This window comes from Actinoplanes nipponensis, assembly GCF_016862275.1.
GTDB lineage: Bacteria > Actinomycetota > Actinomycetes > Mycobacteriales > Micromonosporaceae > Actinoplanes > Actinoplanes nipponensis.
Genome location: NZ_BOMQ01000017.1, coordinates 74,962 through 92,236, shown reverse-complemented (window position 1 = coordinate 92,236; position 17,275 = coordinate 74,962). Strand labels below are relative to the sequence as shown.

Below are 17,275 nucleotides of genomic sequence, written 5' to 3'. Positions count from 1 at the left end.
CCCACACCACTTGCGACGCCCCCCACCCCTTGGCCCCATAACAACAAAGCGCAAGGACGCTCAGGCGGTGAACGCTAGACGACCGACAGGAAAATACCGACCCCCGGGTCGCAATCTTTACGGTGGCGCGACCAACTTTTTCGGATGCCGGAGCGGTGCCGACATCGTGCATTGCCGGTTAAGTCAGCTCTACATCGGACAAAATAACAGGCGTACGCACCGTGACGGAACGGGACGGCACACCGCCGCCCATTGTCCGATTTTCACGCATTGGCGCTCGTAATTTGTCCGGTACGCGCCATCGCGGCATCGCACCGTAACACAGTGGACGCGCAGAGCGTACAAGCGGCAGTCGTGGTCATCGATATCCGCCGGAAGCGGCTCGATCGTCCGGGCCGGACAGAAGTAGCCGAATGTGAGACACGCCCGTCGATCGGCCCACTTGACAGCGACGATCCACCGAGCATGGACAGAAATGATCATCTCTCGACCATTCTGTGAACGTTCCCAGCGGCGCCGCCCGGGCGATGAGTCAGAGCAGGCCGTGGCTCATCGCCCGGGTGACGGCGGCGGTGCGGTCGGCCACGTCCAGCTTCGCGAAGGCGCGCAGCAGATGCGTCTTGACGGTGGCCTCGGTGATGAACAGTTCGCGGCCGATGTCGGCGTTGGTCAGCCCCCGCGCCACCAGGCGCAGCACCTGCGCCTCCCGGGCCGACAGCGCCGGCGGGGCGGGGCTGCGCACCTGCCGGATCAGGGTGGAGGCGACGCTGGGCGCGAGCACGGTCTCCCCGCGGGCCGCGGCCCGGACGCCCTCCGCCAGCTCGGCCGGCGAGGCGTCCTTGAGCAGATAGCCGCCCGCGCCGGCCTCGATCGCCCGCAGGATGTCGCGGTCCGACTCGTACGTCGTCAGCACCATCACCCGCACACCGGGCACAGTGGACACGATGCCGGCGGTCGCCTCGACGCCGTCCCCGCCGGGCATCCGCAGATCCATCAGCACGATGTCGGGTCGCAGCTCGGCGGCGAGCGCCACCCCCTCGGGGCCGGACGACGCCTCGCCGACCACGCACAGATCCGGCTCGGCCTCCAGCATGCCGCGCAGCCCGTGGCGCACCACGGGATGGTCGTCGACCAGGATCAACCGGATCACGCCGGCACCTCCACCTCGATGAGCGTGCCCGTGTCCGGGTCACTGCGTACGGTCAGCGTGCCGTTCACCTGAGCGGCGCGGGCCCGCATCCCGGGCAGCCCGAAACCGGCAGCGCTCGTGGCGTCGAACCCCCGCCCGTCGTCCCGTACCACCAGCCGCACGCTGTCCGCCGCGTACGCGAGCAGCACCGCGACCTCGTGCGCGCCCGCGTGCCGCCGGACGTTGGCCAGCGCCTCCTGCGCCGCCCGCAGCAGCACGACCTCCACCGCGGTCGGCAGCGCCCGGGTGTCCCCGCTGAGCCGGTACGCCGCCGCGAGGCCGGTCTCCTCGGCGAAACGGTTCACCTGCCGGCGTACCGCGTCGGGCAGCGAGCCGGACGCCAGCGCGGCCGGCGCCAGCGCCGCGACCAGGGCCCGCGACTCGGCCAGGTTCTCCCGGGCGGTCCGCACGGCCAGCGCGAGCCGCTCGTCGGCCAGCTCCGGATCGGCCGCCTGGAGCAGGGTGACGATGCTGGTGAAGCCCTGGGCGAGGGTGTCGTGGATCTCGCCGGCCAGCCGGGCCCGCTCGGCGGCGACCCCGGCCTCGTGGGAGAGCCGGGCCACCTCGGCCCGGCTGCTCTCCAGCTCGGCGATGAGCGCCGCGCGTTCCTTGCTCTGCTCGACGATCCGGTCGATCCAGACCCCGAGCCAGACGCCGGCGGCCGCGGTGACGCCGGAGACCGGGGCCTGATGGGCCAGGAAGGACCAGTCGACGCCGTCGCGGTGGAGGCCGCCGGCCAGCGGCAGGAGGTTGGCCGCGACGACCGCGACGATCGCCGCGCGGATCTCGAGGATCAGGAAGATCATCGGGCAGAGAGCGAAGAGCAGGTAGCCGGTCACCGGAACCGCGGCCGCGCCCACCCCGAAGATCAGCAGGATGCCGGCGACGAACGGCGACCCGGCCTGCGGCCGGCGGCCGCGCAGACCGTAGGCCACGGCGATCAGGGCGATGGCCGTGACGGCCACGCCGCGGTTCCCGGCCGGGACCGCGGTCTGGCCCAGCACCGCCACGGCCACCGCGACCACGACGACGGCGAAGTAGACCGTCCAGGCCGCGGAGTGGCGCGCGACGGCGTTCCCGCCCCGGTCCCCCGCCGGCTCCCGCTCGCGACCGGCCACGGCCGTGTCCGCCCCGTCGGCCGGCGCGGTCATGAGTCGCTGGTGTTCGTCCAGCGGAACGTCCTCGGGCACAGCCCTGATCCGATCACACACCGGGCCGGCAGCACCAAGGCGATCCGGCCGGACCCCGGAACCCGGCGGCGAACCCTCGATCGCTGTCATGGCGCAAGCGTGCCGGGGACCGGGGCCCGCCCGGGACGACCGCGCGACTGTCACCCGGTGTCCACCGACCGACGGACACGCGGTCCCCCACCCTCACGAGCCGGCCCGGTGGGCTACTCCCAGCGGAACTTGCGGGCCGCCGCGGTCAGCGCGACGGCCGCCCACAGGGTCAGGCTGAGCCAGATGCTGGCCGGCACGGCGGCGCCGTTCGTCAGGGTGTCGCGCAGCGCCTCGGCGTGCGCCGCGAGCGGCAGCAGGAAGTGCCCGGCCGTACCGAGATCGGGCGCGGCGAACATGATGCCGCCCGCCGCGAGCATGAGCACGTAGATCAGGGTGGCGGCGGCGGTCGTGGTCTCGGGGCGCAGCACGCTGGCGATCAGCAGGGCCAGGCCGCAGTACGCCGCGGTCGCGAGCACGGTGACCCCGATGGCCGGCAGCAGCTCCGACAGCTCGGGCCGCCAGCCGACCGCGACGCCGACCAGGGCCAGCACCAGCACCTGCACCGCGACCAGGCAGAGGATCGCCGCCGTCTTGGAGAACAACAGGCCCGGGCGGGTCAGCGGGGACGCGCCCAGGCGCTTCAGCACGCCGTAGCCGCGCTCGTAGCCGGTGGTGATGGCCTGGCCGGTGAAGGCCGTGGACATCACCGTCAGGGCCAGCACCCCGGGAACCACGAAGCCCAGGCGGTCGTCGCCGGGGACGTTGGTGGCCCGGGTCAGGCCGGCGCCCAGCAGCACCAGCAGCGGTACGCCCATCGCGAGCACCACGGCCTCGCCCCGGCGGGCGGTCAGGAGCAGTTCCATGCGGATCTGGCTGCGCAGGATCGCCCGCATGGGCGCGCGGCCGGGCGCGGGCGTGAACGTGCCGGCGTCGGTGCTCATCGCGGGGCTCCTGGGGTGGCGCGGGCCGGCAACGGTCTCATCGGGCGGCCCCGGCGGTCAGGGCCAGGTAGACGTCCTCGAGGGTGCGGCGGCGGGTGTTGACCGCGGTGACCTGGGCGCCGGCCGCGGCGAACCAGCCGAGCACCGCGGCGATGGCCTCGGTGTCGAGCGAGCCGGCGATCGCGTACTCGCCCGGGGTGTCCTCGGTGACCTTGACGTCCAGGCGGGCGGCCAGGCCGGCGACCGGGAGGGCGGGCTCGGCGCGTACCTGAAGCAGGTCGATCCCCGCCGCGGCCGTGAGCTCCGCCGGCGTGCCGGTCGCGGCGACCACGCCGTTGTCCATGATCACCACGTGGTCGGCCAGGCTCTCGGCCTCGTCGAGCAGATGGGTGGTGAGCAGCACGGAGACGCCGTCGGCGCGCAGGCTCTCGACGAGCTCCCAGGTGGTCTGCCGGGCGCCGACGTCCATGCCGGCGGTGGGCTCGTCGAGGAAGACCAGCTCGGGCCGGCCGACCAGCGCGACGGCGAGCGACAGGCGCTGCTGCTCGCCGCCGGACAGCCGGCGGAACGTGGTCTTGGCGAACTTCCGCAGCCCGAGCCGGTCGAGCAGCATGTCGGTGTCGAGCGGGCGGGCGGCGAAGGAGGCGAACAGGCGCAGGATGTCGCCCGCGGTGGCCCAGGGGTAGACGCCCCCGGACTGGAGCATGATGCCCAGCCGCGGCATCAGATCGTCGTGGTCGGCGACCGGATCGCGGCCCAGCACGCGGGCGGAGCCGGCGTCGGGACGCCGGAAGCCCTCACAAACCTGCAGCAAACTGGTCTTACCGGCGCCGTTGTTGCCGAGCAGGGCCAGGATGCCGCCGCGGGGCACGGTCAGCGACACGCCGTCGACGGCAACGACGTCGCCGTACCGGACGACGACGTCGCGCACCTCGACGGCTGCCTCACGCATGCCCAAACTGTACTGGCCGGCCGGCTCGCGACTTCGGCCCGTCCACAGCGGTGTGGCCCACGCCGCGCCGGGGCGGGGGCCGGCCCCGGGGGCGATCGGCCGGGCGCCGCACCCGGATGGTGGAATGTGAGTGTTTCCGAACGGTTTTGCGCCGCACCCGTGGTTCGCTAAGCTACGAGGTGGGAGCGCTCCCACCGCTCTCGGGCACTGCGGGGGCAGGCCGCCGGTTCGGTACCGGTTCCCCCCGGCATGCCTGCGGCGTCACGCAGGCACCGGATCGGCGGCCTGACGCTCACTCGGGGCGGTGGGAGACTCCTGCTTCTCGACCCGGCTCTGACCATTGTCGGGCCCGGGTGCGACGAATCCCGGCATCGACACCCCGGCCGCCGGGCCGCGAGCGCTGCGGCGCCGCGAGGCGCGGTCGGTAGGGTGCACCGCATGACTGGCTCGGCCACACCGGTGGAGATCTACACCGACGGCGCTTGTATCCCCAACCCCGGCCCCGGCGGCTGGGGCGCCGTGCTGCGCTGGGGCACCAGCGAGAAGGATCTCTGCGGCGGCGAGGCGTCCTCGACGACCAACAACCGGATGGAGCTCATGGCCCCCATCCAGGCGCTGGAGAGCCTGACCCGGGCGCCGCTGCCGGTGCTGCTCTACACCGACAGCATCTACGTGCGGGACGGCATCACGAAGTGGATCCCGCGCTGGAAGGCCAACGGCTGGCAGACGTCGGCCAAGCAGCCGGTCAAGAACGTCGATCTGTGGCAGCGCCTGGAAGCGGCGGTGGCCCGGCACGACGTGCAGTGGCACTGGGTCAAGGGCCACGCCGGGCACCCCGAGAACGAACGCGCCGACCGGCTCGCCGCCCGGGGGCTGCAGGAGGCCCTCGCCGCCCGCTGACCGACGGCCGGGGAATCAGTCCGCACCGGCGCTGAGCCGCTGGAGCACCCGCAGGAAGACCCGCCTGTCCGCCGAGGTCAGGTCGCCGAGCAACTCCTCCTCGGCGGCGCGGATGCCGGCTCGCACGGAGGCGTACAGCTGCCGCCCGGCCGGCGTGAGCCGCAGCAGCCGTACCCGTCGGTCCTCGGGGTCCGGCTCGCGCTCGATCAGGGCGCGTTCCTGCAGGTCGTCGAGGGTCCCGATGATCCGGGTCTTGTCCGCGCCGATGGCGCGGGCCAGCGCGGCCTGCGTGCGCATCGGCTCGTCGGCCAGCGCGCTCAGCACGATGTAACCCCACATGGACACGCCGTGAGCGGCCAGCACCGGCCGCTCGGCGGCGACCAGCGCGCGGCCGAGCCGCATGACCATCGCGCCGAGGTCGGGTCGGTCGCGGTCCGGATCGGGCACGGCGGGAAACATACACCTTGACATATCGTGTACGCGCGCAGATCGTAAGCACATGCATACTATCGACCTCCGTTCCGCCCACGCCCGGGCCGTCCGGGCCACCGTGCCCGTCGTCGCGCGGATCCGCCCACCCGACCTGTCCCGGCCGACACCCTGCACGGACTGGGACCTCGGCCGGCTCCTCGCCCACATGACCGCCCAGCACCGGGGTTTCGCGGCGGCGGCCGCCGGCCGCGGCGGCGACCCGGACGTCTGGCCGCCCCGGCCGCTGGCCGACGACCCGGTGCGGGAGTACGCGCAGGCCGCCGAATCCGTCATCGCCGCCTTCGCCGAACCCGGTGTCCTCGACCGCGACCTGCTGCTGCCCGAGATCACGCCGCGGCCCCTGCCCGCCCGGCTGGCGCTCGGCTTCCACCTCGTCGACTACGTGGTGCACGGCTGGGACGTGGCCCGCACGCTCGGCCTCGCCTACACCCTGCCCCCGGACGTGCTGGCCGCCGCCCTGCCCGTCGCGGAGGCGGTGCCCACGGGCGAGGCCCGGCTGGCGCCGGGAGCGGCCTTCGCGCCGCCCGTCCCCGACCCCGGCGACGATCCGCTGCACCGCATCCTCGCCCTGCTCGGGCGGGATCCCGCGGAAAGTGTCGTACCGCGGGGCTAGCGTCCAGGACCATGAATCAGCGCAGTGCGAGGAACGGCGGTGTCAGACCCGCCGCGGCCCGGTCGGCGCCACCGGGTCCCCGCTGATGCGGTACGGCGTGATCCTGCCCGGTGGCACCGCCCCGCAGCAGCTCGACCAGGCCGTCCTCGCCGAGCAGGCGGGCTGGGACGGGGTCTTCGTCTGGGAGGCCGCGGCCGGCGTCGACGCCTGGAGCCTGCTCGCCGCGATGGCCCCCGCCACGACCCGGGTGCGGCTCGGCACGATGCTGACCCCGCTGCCCTGGCGGCGGCCGTGGAAGGTGGCCAGCCAGGTCGCCACGGTCGACCAGCTCTCCGGCGGCCGGGCCGTGCTCGGCATCGGGGTGGGCGCGCTGACGCCCGACCTGCCGGTCACCGGAGAGGTCACCGACCTGCGGGAACGCGCGGCCATGATGGACGACGGCATCGACCTGATGCGGGCCCTGTGGGCGGGCGCCACGAGCTACCACGGCCCGCACTACGACTACGAGGTGGCCCGCGACGACCTGGCCCGGGTGGGCCGCCCGGTGCAGGACAGGGTGCCCGTCTGGGTGGTGGCGGTGTGGCCGCGGCCGAAATCCCTGCGCCGGGCGCTGCGGTGCGACGGGGTGATCCCCGGCCACCGGAGCGGCCCGGACGAGCTCCGCGCGCTGCGGGCGTGGCTGAGCGACCGCGGCGCCCCGCCCGAGCTCGACATCCTGGCCGAGGGCGAGACACCCGCCGACGACGCCGCAGCCGGCTGGGCGACGGTCGCCCCGTGGGCCGACGCGGGGTGCACCTGGTGGCTGGAGACCCGCTGGGAACTGCCGCACCACAGCGAGGAGCGGATGCGGGAGATCCGGGCCCGGATAGCGGCCGGACCACCACGGCGGCCGGCATGATCACGCCGTTCCAGATCCGGGTGGCCGACGACATGCTGGACGATCTGCGCGAACGGCTGAGGCGGACGCGCTGGCCCGAGCCGGCCACCGTCGGCGGCTGGACGCAGGGGGTGCCGCTGCGGGAGCTGCAGGAGCTGTGCGAATACTGGACGGACGGGTACGACTGGCGGGCCGCCGAGGCGCGGCTCAACCGGATGCCGCAGTTCCGGACCGACATCGACGGTCTCGGCATCCACTTCGTGCACGCCCGGTCACCGCATCCCGAGGCGACGCCGCTGGTGCTCACCCACGGCTGGCCCGGCTCCATCGTGGAGTTCGCCAAGGTGATCGGGCCGCTCACCGACCCGGTCACGAACGGCGGCGAGCCGTCCGATGCCTTCCACGTCGTGTGTCCCTCGCTGCCCGGGTACGGCTTCAGCGACCGCCCCGCCGAGCACGGCTGGACGGTCGAGCGGACAGCCGCGTCATGGGTGCAGCTGATGGCCCGACTGGGGTACCCGCGCTTCGTGGCGGCCGGTCACGACTGGGGCACCAGCATCAGCACGAGCATCGCTCAGCGGCACCCCGACCGGGTCATCGGCATCCATCTGATGCCGCCCCTGGTGGCGCCGGACCCGGCCACGTTCGGCGCGCTCACCCCGGCCGAGCAGGCCGCACTGGACGATCTCGCCGCCTCGGGCGAGAGCGGGGACGGCTACTCGCTGGAGCAGTCGACGAGGCCACAGACCATCGGTTACGCGCTGGTCGACTCGCCCGCCGCGCTGGCCGCCTGGATCATCGAGAAGTTCCAGGCCTGGACGGACTGCGGCGGCGACCTGTCCACCGTGCTGACCCGTGACGAACTGCTCGACAACCTGATGCTCTACTGGCTGCCGGGCACGGGCGCCTCGGCCGCCCGGCTCTACTGGGAGAGCTTCCGGGCGGTCCAGGCCCGGTTCCGCACCGGCACGACGGACGTGGTGGCGGCCCCGACGGCCTGTTCGATCTTCCCGCGGGAGAACCCGAGACCGTCGCGGCGGTGGGCGCAGCGGCGATTCACCGACATCCGGTACTGGGGCGAGCCGGCCCGTGGCGGGCACTTCGCGGCATTCGAGCAGCCGGATTTGTTCGTTGCTGAGCTGCGGGCGGGGTTGCGGGCGCTCCGGGGTTGAGGGACGGGTGGCGATCCGGGGCTGCTGTGCGGGGCGTGGCCGGGCGGCGCTCGAAGACCGGCCAGGCGTCGACGATCGGTCCGACCCGGACCGCGCTGCCGGCTCGAACCGGGCGTGTGCTGGACATGGCCGCCGCCGCACAGCACGATGAGCGCGTGCCGCACATCAACCTGCCCGACCTGCCCGGCATCGTCGGGCTCCTGGTCCAGTACCCGCACACGGCCGGCCCCCTCAACGGCCTGGCGGACGCGTTGCTGCGCGGACCGTCGTCCCTGACCCCCGGCGAGCGGGAGACCATCGCGGCCACCGTGTCGAGCCGCAACGAGTGCGGCTACTGCAGCGGCGTTCACGGCGCGGTCGCCGACCACCTGCTGCATCAGGAGGGCAAGCCCGCCGAGCACGCGCGGACCGATCCCAAGATGCAGGCGCTGCTGTCGATCGCCGAGAAGGTACGGGTGGACGGCCGCAGCGTCAGCGGCGCGGACATCGACCTGGCCCGCACCCACGGCGCCGACGACAAGGCGATCCACGACACGGTTCTCATCGCGGCGGCGTTCTCGATGTTCAACCGGTACGTCGACGGACTCGCCACCCTCACCCCGCCCGAGCCCGAGATGTACGCCCAGCACGCCCGGACCATCGCCGAGGGCGGCTACCTGCGTCAGCCCTGAGCCAGCCATTCCGCCCGGGTCAGGGCGTACTCGACGTCGCCGTGCTCGTCGCCGGGGATCCGCTCGGGCCAGTCCTGGTGGAAGGTACGGATGTAGCGCAGGCCGGCCTTCTCCATGACCCGCCGCGAGCCCGTGTTGACGGCCATCGTCTCCGCGTAGACCCGCTCGACGCCCAGTTCGGTGAAGCCCTTGCGCAGCAACGCCCGGCTGCCCTCGGTCGCGTACCCCCGGCCCCAGGCGTCGCGGCGCAAGCGGTAACCCAGCTCCACGCCGGCGCTCGGGCCGTCCGGGCGCGGCCGGAAGTGGAACCAGCCCACGAACCGGCCGGTCGTCTTCTCGACGGCGGCCCAGAAGCCCAACTCCTCACCGCGCTCGTAGTACGCCAGCCAGAACGGGAGCACCACGTCCCGGATCTCCTCCAGCGGCGTCGGCCGGCCGCCCGTCAGGTAGCGCATCACCACGGGATCGCTGTCCAGCTCGACCAGCTCGCCGAGGTCCCGCTCGGTGAACCGGCGCAGCACCAGCCGTTCCGTCTCCAGATAGCTGCCCATGGGCCCATCCTGATCCGGAACTGGAGCGGCGCAACGGATTTAGCCGCGCCACCCGCGGGGCGAGACGACTATCGGACACCCGGCTCGGCGTCGGGCAGACCCGCGACGTAGGCCGCCGCCACCCGCTTCGGCACCACCATGCGCCAGGCATCGATCACGAGCTCCTCCATCTCGCGACGGTCGAGCGCCGCGAGCCAGGCCTGCACCCAGTGGAAGCGCATGTTCGTCGCGTTGGGCAGGTGGAACACCAGGGGCCGGGCCGCGACCAGGGCCGCCCGCTCCTCCTTGGGAAAGCCGAAACCCATGATCGTCTCGTCCCGGGAGAACGCCACGTAGACGATCTTGCCGACCCGGAACTTCACGCGGTCGTGGATCAGATGCTCGATGGTCCGCGGCAGCCGCAGGGCGACCTCGCGCACCTCTTCGACGGTGACCATGGCGCACCCTAACCCCGGCCTGTGACATCCCCGCCGACAGCGACCGCACCGCCACCCGATGACTTACCACGGACCGGCGACACCACCCGCCAGCCGGGACATCACCGCCGACTCGGGCGCGAGCTGGACATCTTCGACGCCGACCCGCTGACCCGCTGACCCGCTGACCCGCTGACCCGCTGACCCTGTGACACCATCCGCCGCCCGGCGACTCAACCGGCCGCCCGGCGACATCACCCGCCGTCAGGACGAGCGAGGCCGCGGCACCGCCCGCAACCGGGTCGTCTCCTCGGAACCGTCGTCGGCGGGAATCGCCTCCCGAACCTTGGCCCGCGCGACCCGGTCCGGCGTCAGGCGGTACGTCGGCGCCCGCACCAGCTCGTCGGGCACGAGATGACGCCCGCCGCCGGCACTCTCCGCGTCCCCGCCGGTCGCCGAACCCGGCCCCGAACCCGGCCCCGAACCAGCCGGCCCCGACCCCGACCCAATCGAACCCCGCCCCGACCCAACCGAACCCTCACCCGCAGCACTCGCACCCGATCCGACGTCAGTCGAACCGTCGCCCGCAGACGAATCCGACCCGACGCGAGCCGACCCCGACCCAGCAGACGAAACCCCGGACGAAACGGACGAACGGGAAACCAGGGAGGAGGCGGAACCCGCGGAGGAGGCAGCTGGGACAGGAGACGTCGAGACGGAGGAGGTCGTCGAGGCCACAGCGGGCGACGAAGAGGATCGCGAAGACGAGGGAACCACCGCCGGACGAAGATCAGCGGGCGGCGGCGTCACCGCGGCCGAAGCCGGCAACAAGATCGCCGAAGGAACCGGGCCGGCAACCGAGCCGGGAAGTGACCCGGCACCAGACGCAGCCCGGCCGGCCGAGGAACCATGCCCGGACCGACCCCCCGAGGTGACCGCGGCAGTCCCCCGAGCCGACCGGCGCGGACCGATCAGCCGCGCCGCCAACGTGAAGACACTCCGGGTGGCCGTGTCGTACCCGTCACGGAAGGCCTCGTCCCGGTCCAGGACGGTGCGGTACCACTGGTGCAGGCGGCCGGCGGCGTATCCCACACAGGCCACGAAGGCGGCCAGCAGTGTGATGAGGAGGGCGTCGTTCCCGGGCGCGGTCATGGTCCGATTGTCGCCAGTGCATAGACCACTAGCTATAGCCCGTTCGAGGTACCCCGATCGGTCGGAATCTTCAGCGATGTGTCGCGGCCCACGTGGCGATCTGTGCCCGCCGGGCGGCCCCGAGCTTGGTCAGGATGTGTTCGACGTGCGCGGACACCGTTTTCGGGGAGATCGCCAACGCCGCCGCTATCTCGCGGTTGGTGGCGCCCTCCCGGATCAGGCCGGCGACCTCGGCCTCCCGCGCGGTGAGCCGGGCCCGCGCCCCGCCGGACGGCGGCGCCGCAGCGGTCGTCCGGGTGGATGCCGGGGCCGTGGCGGGCCGCAGCACGGTGGCGCCGGCCGCCTCCGCCGCCCCGGCTGCCAGCTCGGACAGCCGGCCGGCCTCCCCGGGCCGCCGGGACCGGTGCGCACACCGCGCCTGGTCCGACACTGCCTGCGTACCCTCCCAGAAGCGCCCGCGCTCCCGCCAGAACGCGGCGGCCCGCTCCAGCCCGGCCCGCGCCTTGCCGGTCTGCCCCTCGTGCAGGTGGATCAGGCCGGCGCCGTGGTCGAGCGCCCCCAGCGTTCCCGGGATCTCCCGGTCGCGCAGCAGCGCCCCGCTGCGCGCCAGCCAGTCCCGGGCGCCGGTCAGGTCCTGGGTGGTCAGGTACGCCCGCACCCCGGTCACCACGTACGGGAACAGGTACGCCGCGTCCCGCACCCGCGCCGACGCCGCGTACCCCCGCTCGCACCACCGGATGGCCTCCGCCGCGTCCCCGCGCAGCAGCGCCATCGAGGCCAGGCCCCACCACGCCGGGGAGATCCGCTGCAGCTCGCCCATCGCCTCCCCGAGCCCCGCCGCCTCCCGCAGGCTGCGCGTCGCGGCGTCCCACCGGCCGCGTCCCAGCGCCACGTAGCCGAGCACGTGCAGCGCCGTGATCCGCGTGGTGATGCCCTGCCCGTCGGCCAGCGCTCGGGTGGCGCCGGCCTCGGCCGCCGCCCAGTCGCCCCGCGCCCAGTCCACGTGGGCCAGGTGCGCCGCCATGTAGTGCCGGTCGTTGAACCGTTCGACCGAGTCCGCGTACCCGATGCCCTCGGCCAGCCACCGCCGGGCCCGGTCGTATTCGACCAGCACCGACGCGGACGAGCCGAGCATCCGGTAGCCGCGCGCCGCCTCCGCCTCCAGGCCGCCGCGGCGGGCGCGCCCGATCGCGTTCTCCAGCATCTGCCAGCCCTCGTGCATCCGGCCCCCGAACACCAGGATCGAGCCCAGCGTCCCGCCGAGGTGGCAGCGCAGCGGGTGGTCGCAGTCCGCCACCGAGAACGCCTCGGCCAGCACGCCCACCTCGGTGGCCTCCTCGAGCCGCCGGTCCAGCATGTAGGCCGCGGCCAGGGCGGCGTGCAGCCCGGCGCGGATCTCCCCGGCCCGCTCACCGGCGCGGTGCGCGATCAGGTCGAGGCCGTCGCGCAGCAGGCCGGTCCGCTCGGCCAGGCCCGCGCCGAGCAGGTGCCGGACCGCGACGAGCTCCGGCACGAGAGCGGCCGCGCCGGGCGCGTCCCCCAGCTCCAGGCGCATCCGGTACGCCCGCAGCACCGTCTCCGCCGCCTCCTCGTTGTCGTCGACCGCCGCCAGCTCCGCCCCGAGCGCGGCCAGCAACGTCGCGTGCGCCTCCACCGCGAGCCCGGCCGGAGCAGTCCGCAGCGCCCGCCGGTACAGCTCGACGGCCTCGCGGTGCGCGGACATGCGCACGGCCCCGGCCGCCGCGGCCAGCGCATGCCGGTGCGCCTCGGCCGGGCGGTGCGCCCGCTCGTACTGGTCGCTGACGAAAGCCTCGGACAGACCCGCCGCGAGCGCCGCCTCGGCCGTGCGGGCGTGCAGGTCGCGCCGGCGCAGCGGGGGCAGGTCGGCGTGCAGCGCCTCGCGGATCAGGGCATGCCGGAAGTCGTACGTGAAACCGTCGGCGTGCGGCCGGACGAAGAATCGTTCGGCCAGCTCGCGCAGCCCGGCGTCGATGGCGTCCGGGCGCTCTCCGGTGATCGCGGTGAGCAGGTCCACGTCGAAGGACCGGCCGATCACCGAGGCCGCACCGGCCAGCGACCGGGCCGGCGCGCTCAACGAGGCGGCCCGGGCCAGCACCGCCTCGGCCAGGGTGTCCGGCGGACCCGCCGCCCCGACCGTGGCCAGGAACTCCTCGACGTGCAGCGGGATGCCGTCGCTGCGGGCGAAGACCGCACGGGTCACCGCGGCGGGCAGCACCGTGTCGGAGATCGCGGCGGCGAGCGCGGCCGTGTCCGCCGGGCCGAGGCGCGACAGCCGGGCCTCCTCGGCGTGCCGCTGGTTGAGCAGCCGGACCCGCCACTCGCGCATCGGCACCCGCGGGTACAGCTCGTCGCTGCGGTACGTGCCGACGACCAGCATCGGCAGCCCGGGCAGCCGGTGCGCCAGCCGGGCCAGGACCTGCAGGGTCAGGTCGTCCGCCCAGTGCAGGTCCTCCAGCGTCATCAGCACCGGACGCGGTCCGGCCCCGGCCTCGGCGAGCGCGTCGGCCAGGCCGGTGACGAGCAGCCGGAGCCGGCGGTGGCTGTCGCCGTCAGGGGACCCGCGGAGGAGGGCCTCGGTGCCCGTACCGAAGGCGGAGAGCGCGTCGGTGATCAAGCCGCCGGCGACGTCGGCGTCGCCGGGGAACGCGGCCGCACCAACCACCGTGAACCCGCGCGCCGCGGCCCGGGCCGCCATCTCGGTCAGCAGGCGGGTCTTGCCGATGCCGGCCTCGCCGGCGAGGAAGAGCAGCTCGCCGTGGCCGTCGGCGGCCGCCGCGAGCCGGCGGTCCGCCAGGGCCAGCAGGTCCCCGCGGCCGACCAGCACGGGGCTCGGGGCACGCATGGCGTGACTCTAGGCCGCTCCCCCGGGCCTTCCTAGGTGCAATGACCGATGTCCGACGCCGCGCGTCCCCGCAGGCTGGGCCGGTAACCGACCAGAGGGGACGAGGGCGATGGCGAAGTTCATGGACGTGCACAGCGGGTTCCACGGGGTGACCCCGGAGGAGCTGGACGCGGCGCACGCCGCCGACCTGAAGATCGAGGGCGAGGAGGGGGTCCACTTCGAACGGGCCTGGCTGGACCCGGAGCAGGGCAAGGTCTTCTGCCTGTCGAGCGGGCCGAGCAAGGAGGCGGTGCTGCGGATCCACGAACGGACGGGGCACCCCACCACGGAGATCTACGAGCTGACCGCCGAGGTCTGACGGCGTTCCCGCCCGGGCCGGATGCGGCCCGGGCGGCGCGCGCTCAGGAGGACGCCGGGCGCGGCGCCCCGGACGGTGGGGCGCCGCCCGGTCCGCCGCCACCGGCGGGGGCGTCGCCGCCGCCGGTCTCCTCGCCGGACGGGTCGATCGCGATCGCGAGCCGGGCCACGTAGCCGGCGGCGACGCTGCCGGTGACGGTGGCCAGTTCGGTGGCGGCCGAGTCGTCGCCGAAGACGTTGTCGGTGGCCAGGGTGACCTGGCTGAGGTTCGTCACGCTGCGGCTGTAGCCGTCGGTGGCGTAGACGACCTCGGCCACGTCCTCGGGGATGGCGATCTGCGAGGTCTTGACGATCGGGCCGGCGCCGCTGGTGGCGTCGGCCAGCGACGCGTACACCTCGAAGTGGATGTGCGGCCAGCGGCCCGAGTAGCAGGCCGGGAAGATGCTGGTGAAGGTGGCGGCGCCGGTCGCGTCGGTCTCCTGGATGCCGCGCAGGTAGTTCCGGTCGGTGACCCCGTCGGAGTACAGCGAGTAGTTGCCGTCACGGTCGCAGTGCCAGGCGTAGACCGCGGCCCCGGCGACGGCCCGGCCGTCGAGGTCGGTCACGGCCAGCGAGAATTCCAGCGGTACGCCCTCGGCGGTCCCGCTCGCGCCGCCGAACGAGGTCCGGATGTCCTTGCGCACGATGCCGGACTCGGTGCGCACGTCCGGCCCGTTCGAGCCGTCCGCCGGGTACGGCCCGGCCGTCTCGGACGCGACCTCGGTCCCGGCGGCGGTGGCCGCGGCGCTGGTGGCGGCCGCCGTACCGGTCGCGTCGCCGGTCGCCGTGCCGGTCGTGCCGCCGCAGGCCGCGGTGCCGCCGACCAGCGCGAGAGCGCCCGCCCCGCCGAAGGCGGCGAGCAGCCGGCGCCGCGACATGGTCCGCAGGTCGAACCGCAGCCCCTTGTCGTGCACCCGGCGCACGTAGGCGGCGTTGTCCTGATCCCCTTGCTCCTGCACGGTCGTGGCCTTTCGTCGGGAACGTCTGGCCACCAGCCAACCAAGCGTCACTGTGCGTCATCTGTGTCCCGGCTGTGGCGGTCTTCTTCATGTGGGGTCATGGCTCAGATCAAGGACGCCGCCGTGCTCAAGGCGGTCGCGCACCCCGTCCGCCGCCGCCTGATGGACGTCCTGCGGGTGGACGGACCCTCCATGCCCAGCGTGCTGGCCCGTACGACCGGCCAGGCGGTCGCCAACGTGAGTCACCACCTGCGGGTGCTGGCCGAGGCCGGGCTCATCGAGCAGGCGCCGGAGCTCGCGCGCAACCGCAAGGAGCACTGGTGGCGCATGATCGACCGGCAGATCAGCTGGAGCCTGGCCGACTTCACCGCCGACGCCGCCGACCTCGCGGCCGCCGACGCCGCCATGGCGATCGGGCTCCAGCGGCAGGTCGACCTCGTCTCCACCTGGCTGGGCAGCCCGGCCTCCCGGGCGGCGCCGTGGACCGACGCCGCCTTCTCCACCGACGGCTTCCTGCTGCTCAGCCCGGCCGAGCTGGCCGAGCTGGGCGCGGAGGTCCAGGCCGTCATGGACCGCTTCGCGGGGCGCCCCGAGGCGCCGGACCGGGAGCCGGTCTTCGTGATCGGCCGGGGCTTCCCGGCCCGGCCGTGACCGCCGGGACCGTCGCCGAGCCCCGCGGGGTGCTGCGCGACGCCGACTTCCGCCGGCTGTGGGCGGGCATGACCGTCAGCCGGCTGGGCAGCTCGGTGGCCGGCGTGACCACGCCGCTGATCGCCGTCCAGGTGCTCGACGCCGGCGCCTTCGCGGTCAGCCTGCTCACCGCCGCCGCCTGGCTGCCCTGGCTGGTGATCGGGCTGCCGGCCGGCGCGTGGATCGACCGGGTCGCCCGCCGGCCGGTGATGCTGGTCAGCGACCTGGTCTCGGCCCTGCTGGTGCTCAGCGTGCCGGTCGCCGCCTGGGCCGGCGCGCTCACGATGGCCCACCTGCTCACGGTCACCCTGGTGCTGGGCGCGGCGACGGTGTTCTTCAGCGTCGCCTGGGCGGCGTACCTGCCGGCGATGTTCGACAGCCGGCAGCTGGTCGGGGCGAACTCCGCGTTGCAGGGCACCGAGTCGGCGGCGCAGGTGGCCGGCCCGGCGGTGGGCGGCCTGCTGATCGCCGCGGTCAGCGCCGTCGCCGGCCTGGTGCTCGACGCGGCCAGCTTCCTGGTCTCCGCCTTCGCCCTGTGGCGCATCCGGCGGGCCGAGCGGCGGCCGGCGCCGGCCGCGCGGGCCGGCATCCGCGCCGACATCGGCACCGGCGCGCGCTGGCTGCTGCGCGACAAGTACCTGCTCAACCAGACGCTCTACGGCGCGGCCGCGAACCTGTGGCTCACCGGCATCAACGCGATCAGCGTGGTCTTCCTGGTCCGCGAGGTCGGCGTCGGCACCGCCACGGTCGGCCTGCTGTTCGCGGCGGTGAGCCTGGGCGGCGTCGGCGCGGCCACCCTGACGCCGTACCTGGTCCGCCGGCTCGGCGGGGCCCGGGCGCTCGTCGCGTGCAAGACCTTCGGCGGGGTGGCGTCGGTGCTCGTGCCGTTCACCCGGCCCGGCCCCGGCCTGCTGGTCTTCGTCGCCGGGATGCTCGGCGTCGCGGCGGGCGCCATCGCCGGCAACGTGATCAGCGCCAGCTTCCGGCAGGCGTACTGCCCGTCCGGGCTGCTCGGGCGGGTGCTGACCAGCATGCAGTTCGTCAACTACGGCGCGATCCCGGTCGGAGCCGTGCTGGGTGGCGTGCTGGCGGGCCCGCTGACCGCGCGCGGCGCGATCATGCTGATGGCCGCCGGGTACGCCGCCAGCGGCCTGATCCTCGTGCTGGGCCCGCTCCGGGGCCGTCGCGAGCTGCCGGTGGCCGGGGCCGCAGCGGGGTGAG

General features: G+C 74.2%; 18 protein-coding genes. 8 read left to right on the top strand and 10 right to left on the bottom strand.

What is annotated here, in order from left to right:
- Positions 1-532: 532 nt before the first annotated feature.
- The 4 genes from Ani05nite_RS06800 to Ani05nite_RS06785 form a co-directional block, all read right to left on the bottom strand.
- A complete protein-coding gene (locus Ani05nite_RS06800) occupies positions 533-1,150 on the bottom strand; it encodes a response regulator (protein ID WP_203766079.1) in 618 nt (205 codons plus the stop codon).
- The gene (locus tag Ani05nite_RS06795) at positions 1,147-2,379 is read right to left on the bottom strand and encodes a sensor histidine kinase (RefSeq protein WP_239129424.1); all 1,233 of its coding nucleotides are present in this window, start codon (positions 2,377-2,379) and stop codon (positions 1,147-1,149) included. The genes Ani05nite_RS06800 and Ani05nite_RS06795 overlap by 4 nt, the downstream gene beginning before the upstream one ends.
- A 203-nt stretch (positions 2,380-2,582) precedes the next feature.
- Positions 2,583-3,350 carry an ABC transporter permease gene (locus Ani05nite_RS06790; RefSeq protein WP_203766077.1) on the bottom strand — a complete coding sequence of 256 codons (768 nt, stop codon included), beginning with the start codon at positions 3,348-3,350 and terminating at the stop codon, positions 2,583-2,585.
- Positions 3,351-3,387: 37 nt separating this feature from the next.
- A complete protein-coding gene (locus tag Ani05nite_RS06785; RefSeq protein WP_203766075.1) occupies positions 3,388-4,302 on the bottom strand; it encodes an ABC transporter ATP-binding protein in 915 nt (304 codons plus the stop codon).
- 438 nt (positions 4,303-4,740) lie between these two features.
- On the opposite strand from Ani05nite_RS06785, the gene rnhA reads away from it, so the two are divergent.
- Complete coding sequence (rnhA, locus tag Ani05nite_RS06780) at positions 4,741-5,202, top strand: ribonuclease HI (protein WP_203766073.1); 462 nt, start codon at positions 4,741-4,743, stop codon at positions 5,200-5,202.
- A gap of 15 nt (positions 5,203-5,217) precedes the next feature.
- Here the strand turns inward: rnhA and Ani05nite_RS06775 are convergent, their stop codons facing one another.
- Entirely contained in the window at positions 5,218-5,649 is a 432-nt protein-coding gene (locus tag Ani05nite_RS06775) for a MarR family winged helix-turn-helix transcriptional regulator (RefSeq protein ID WP_239129421.1), read from the bottom strand.
- 52 nt (positions 5,650-5,701) lie between these two features.
- On the opposite strand from Ani05nite_RS06775, the gene Ani05nite_RS06770 reads away from it, so the two are divergent.
- The 4 genes from Ani05nite_RS06770 (at position 5,702) to Ani05nite_RS06755 (ending at position 9,027) form a co-directional block, all read left to right on the top strand.
- Positions 5,702-6,307, top strand: a complete 606-nt coding sequence (locus Ani05nite_RS06770) for a TIGR03086 family metal-binding protein (RefSeq protein WP_203766071.1) — start codon at positions 5,702-5,704, stop codon at positions 6,305-6,307.
- An 85-nt stretch (positions 6,308-6,392) separates the two neighbouring features.
- Positions 6,393-7,205 (top strand): LLM class flavin-dependent oxidoreductase, encoded by an 813-nt coding sequence (locus tag Ani05nite_RS06765; protein WP_203766070.1) that lies wholly within the window; start codon positions 6,393-6,395, stop codon positions 7,203-7,205.
- Positions 7,202-8,356 (top strand): epoxide hydrolase family protein, encoded by a 1,155-nt coding sequence (locus tag Ani05nite_RS06760; RefSeq protein WP_203766069.1) that lies wholly within the window; start codon positions 7,202-7,204, stop codon positions 8,354-8,356. Before Ani05nite_RS06765 ends, Ani05nite_RS06760 begins: the two co-directional genes overlap by 4 nt.
- Positions 8,357-8,511: 155 nt before the next feature.
- Positions 8,512-9,027, top strand: coding sequence for a carboxymuconolactone decarboxylase family protein (locus Ani05nite_RS06755; protein WP_239129419.1), 516 nt, complete (start codon positions 8,512-8,514; stop codon positions 9,025-9,027).
- Here Ani05nite_RS06755 and Ani05nite_RS06750 read toward each other — a convergent pair.
- From Ani05nite_RS06750 to Ani05nite_RS06735, 4 genes are all read right to left on the bottom strand, one after another.
- The gene (locus Ani05nite_RS06750; protein ID WP_203766066.1) at positions 9,018-9,578 is read right to left on the bottom strand and encodes a GNAT family N-acetyltransferase; all 561 of its coding nucleotides are present in this window, start codon (positions 9,576-9,578) and stop codon (positions 9,018-9,020) included. The two genes, Ani05nite_RS06755 and Ani05nite_RS06750, sit on opposite strands and share 10 nt — an antisense overlap.
- Positions 9,579-9,646: 68 nt before the next feature.
- The gene (locus Ani05nite_RS06745) at positions 9,647-10,015 is read right to left on the bottom strand and encodes an MmcQ/YjbR family DNA-binding protein (protein ID WP_203766065.1); all 369 of its coding nucleotides are present in this window, start codon (positions 10,013-10,015) and stop codon (positions 9,647-9,649) included.
- A 243-nt stretch (positions 10,016-10,258) separates the two neighbouring features.
- Complete coding sequence (locus Ani05nite_RS06740; protein WP_203766064.1) at positions 10,259-10,405, bottom strand: hypothetical protein; 147 nt, start codon at positions 10,403-10,405, stop codon at positions 10,259-10,261.
- A gap of 811 nt (positions 10,406-11,216) precedes the next feature.
- Positions 11,217-14,009 carry an ATP-binding protein gene (locus Ani05nite_RS06735; RefSeq protein ID WP_203766063.1) on the bottom strand — a complete coding sequence of 931 codons (2,793 nt, stop codon included), beginning with the start codon at positions 14,007-14,009 and terminating at the stop codon, positions 11,217-11,219.
- 109 nt (positions 14,010-14,118) lie between these two features.
- Between Ani05nite_RS06735 and Ani05nite_RS06730 the strand changes: the two genes are divergently transcribed.
- On the top strand, positions 14,119-14,367 hold the full coding sequence (locus Ani05nite_RS06730) for an SCO4226 family nickel-binding protein (RefSeq protein WP_203766062.1): 249 nt from the start codon (positions 14,119-14,121) through the stop codon (positions 14,365-14,367).
- A 43-nt stretch (positions 14,368-14,410) separates the two neighbouring features.
- On the opposite strand, the gene Ani05nite_RS06725 is transcribed toward Ani05nite_RS06730, so the two are convergent.
- The gene (locus tag Ani05nite_RS06725; protein WP_239129416.1) at positions 14,411-15,364 is read right to left on the bottom strand and encodes a dioxygenase family protein; all 954 of its coding nucleotides are present in this window, start codon (positions 15,362-15,364) and stop codon (positions 14,411-14,413) included.
- A 99-nt stretch (positions 15,365-15,463) separates the two neighbouring features.
- On the opposite strand from Ani05nite_RS06725, the gene Ani05nite_RS06720 reads away from it, so the two are divergent.
- Together Ani05nite_RS06720 and Ani05nite_RS06715 are read left to right on the top strand one after the other, a co-directional pair.
- Positions 15,464-16,015, top strand: a complete 552-nt coding sequence (locus tag Ani05nite_RS06720; RefSeq protein WP_203766061.1) for a winged helix-turn-helix domain-containing protein — start codon at positions 15,464-15,466, stop codon at positions 16,013-16,015.
- Entirely contained in the window at positions 16,012-17,274 is a 1,263-nt protein-coding gene (locus Ani05nite_RS06715; protein ID WP_203766059.1) for an MFS transporter, read from the top strand. The genes Ani05nite_RS06720 and Ani05nite_RS06715 overlap by 4 nt, the downstream gene beginning before the upstream one ends.
- The last annotated feature ends 1 nt before the right edge of the window (position 17,275 follow it).

Coding starts and splice junctions, on each gene's coding strand:
- Ani05nite_RS06790 (WP_203766077.1), bottom strand. CDS start 3,350: ATGAGCACCGACGCCGGCACGTTCACGCCCGCGCCCGGCCGCGCGCCC.
- Ani05nite_RS06785 (WP_203766075.1), bottom strand. CDS start 4,302: ATGCGTGAGGCAGCCGTCGAGGTGCGCGACGTCGTCGTCCGGTACGGC.
- rnhA (WP_203766073.1), top strand. CDS start 4,741: ATGACTGGCTCGGCCACACCGGTGGAGATCTACACCGACGGCGCTTGT.
- Ani05nite_RS06770 (WP_203766071.1), top strand. CDS start 5,702: ATGCATACTATCGACCTCCGTTCCGCCCACGCCCGGGCCGTCCGGGCC.
- Ani05nite_RS06765 (WP_203766070.1), top strand. CDS start 6,393: ATGCGGTACGGCGTGATCCTGCCCGGTGGCACCGCCCCGCAGCAGCTC.
- Ani05nite_RS06760 (WP_203766069.1), top strand. CDS start 7,202: ATGATCACGCCGTTCCAGATCCGGGTGGCCGACGACATGCTGGACGAT.
- Ani05nite_RS06750 (WP_203766066.1), bottom strand. CDS start 9,578: ATGGGCAGCTATCTGGAGACGGAACGGCTGGTGCTGCGCCGGTTCACC.
- Ani05nite_RS06745 (WP_203766065.1), bottom strand. CDS start 10,015: ATGGTCACCGTCGAAGAGGTGCGCGAGGTCGCCCTGCGGCTGCCGCGG.
- Ani05nite_RS06735 (WP_203766063.1), bottom strand. CDS start 14,009: ATGCGTGCCCCGAGCCCCGTGCTGGTCGGCCGCGGGGACCTGCTGGCC.
- Ani05nite_RS06730 (WP_203766062.1), top strand. CDS start 14,119: ATGGCGAAGTTCATGGACGTGCACAGCGGGTTCCACGGGGTGACCCCG.
- Ani05nite_RS06720 (WP_203766061.1), top strand. CDS start 15,464: ATGGCTCAGATCAAGGACGCCGCCGTGCTCAAGGCGGTCGCGCACCCC.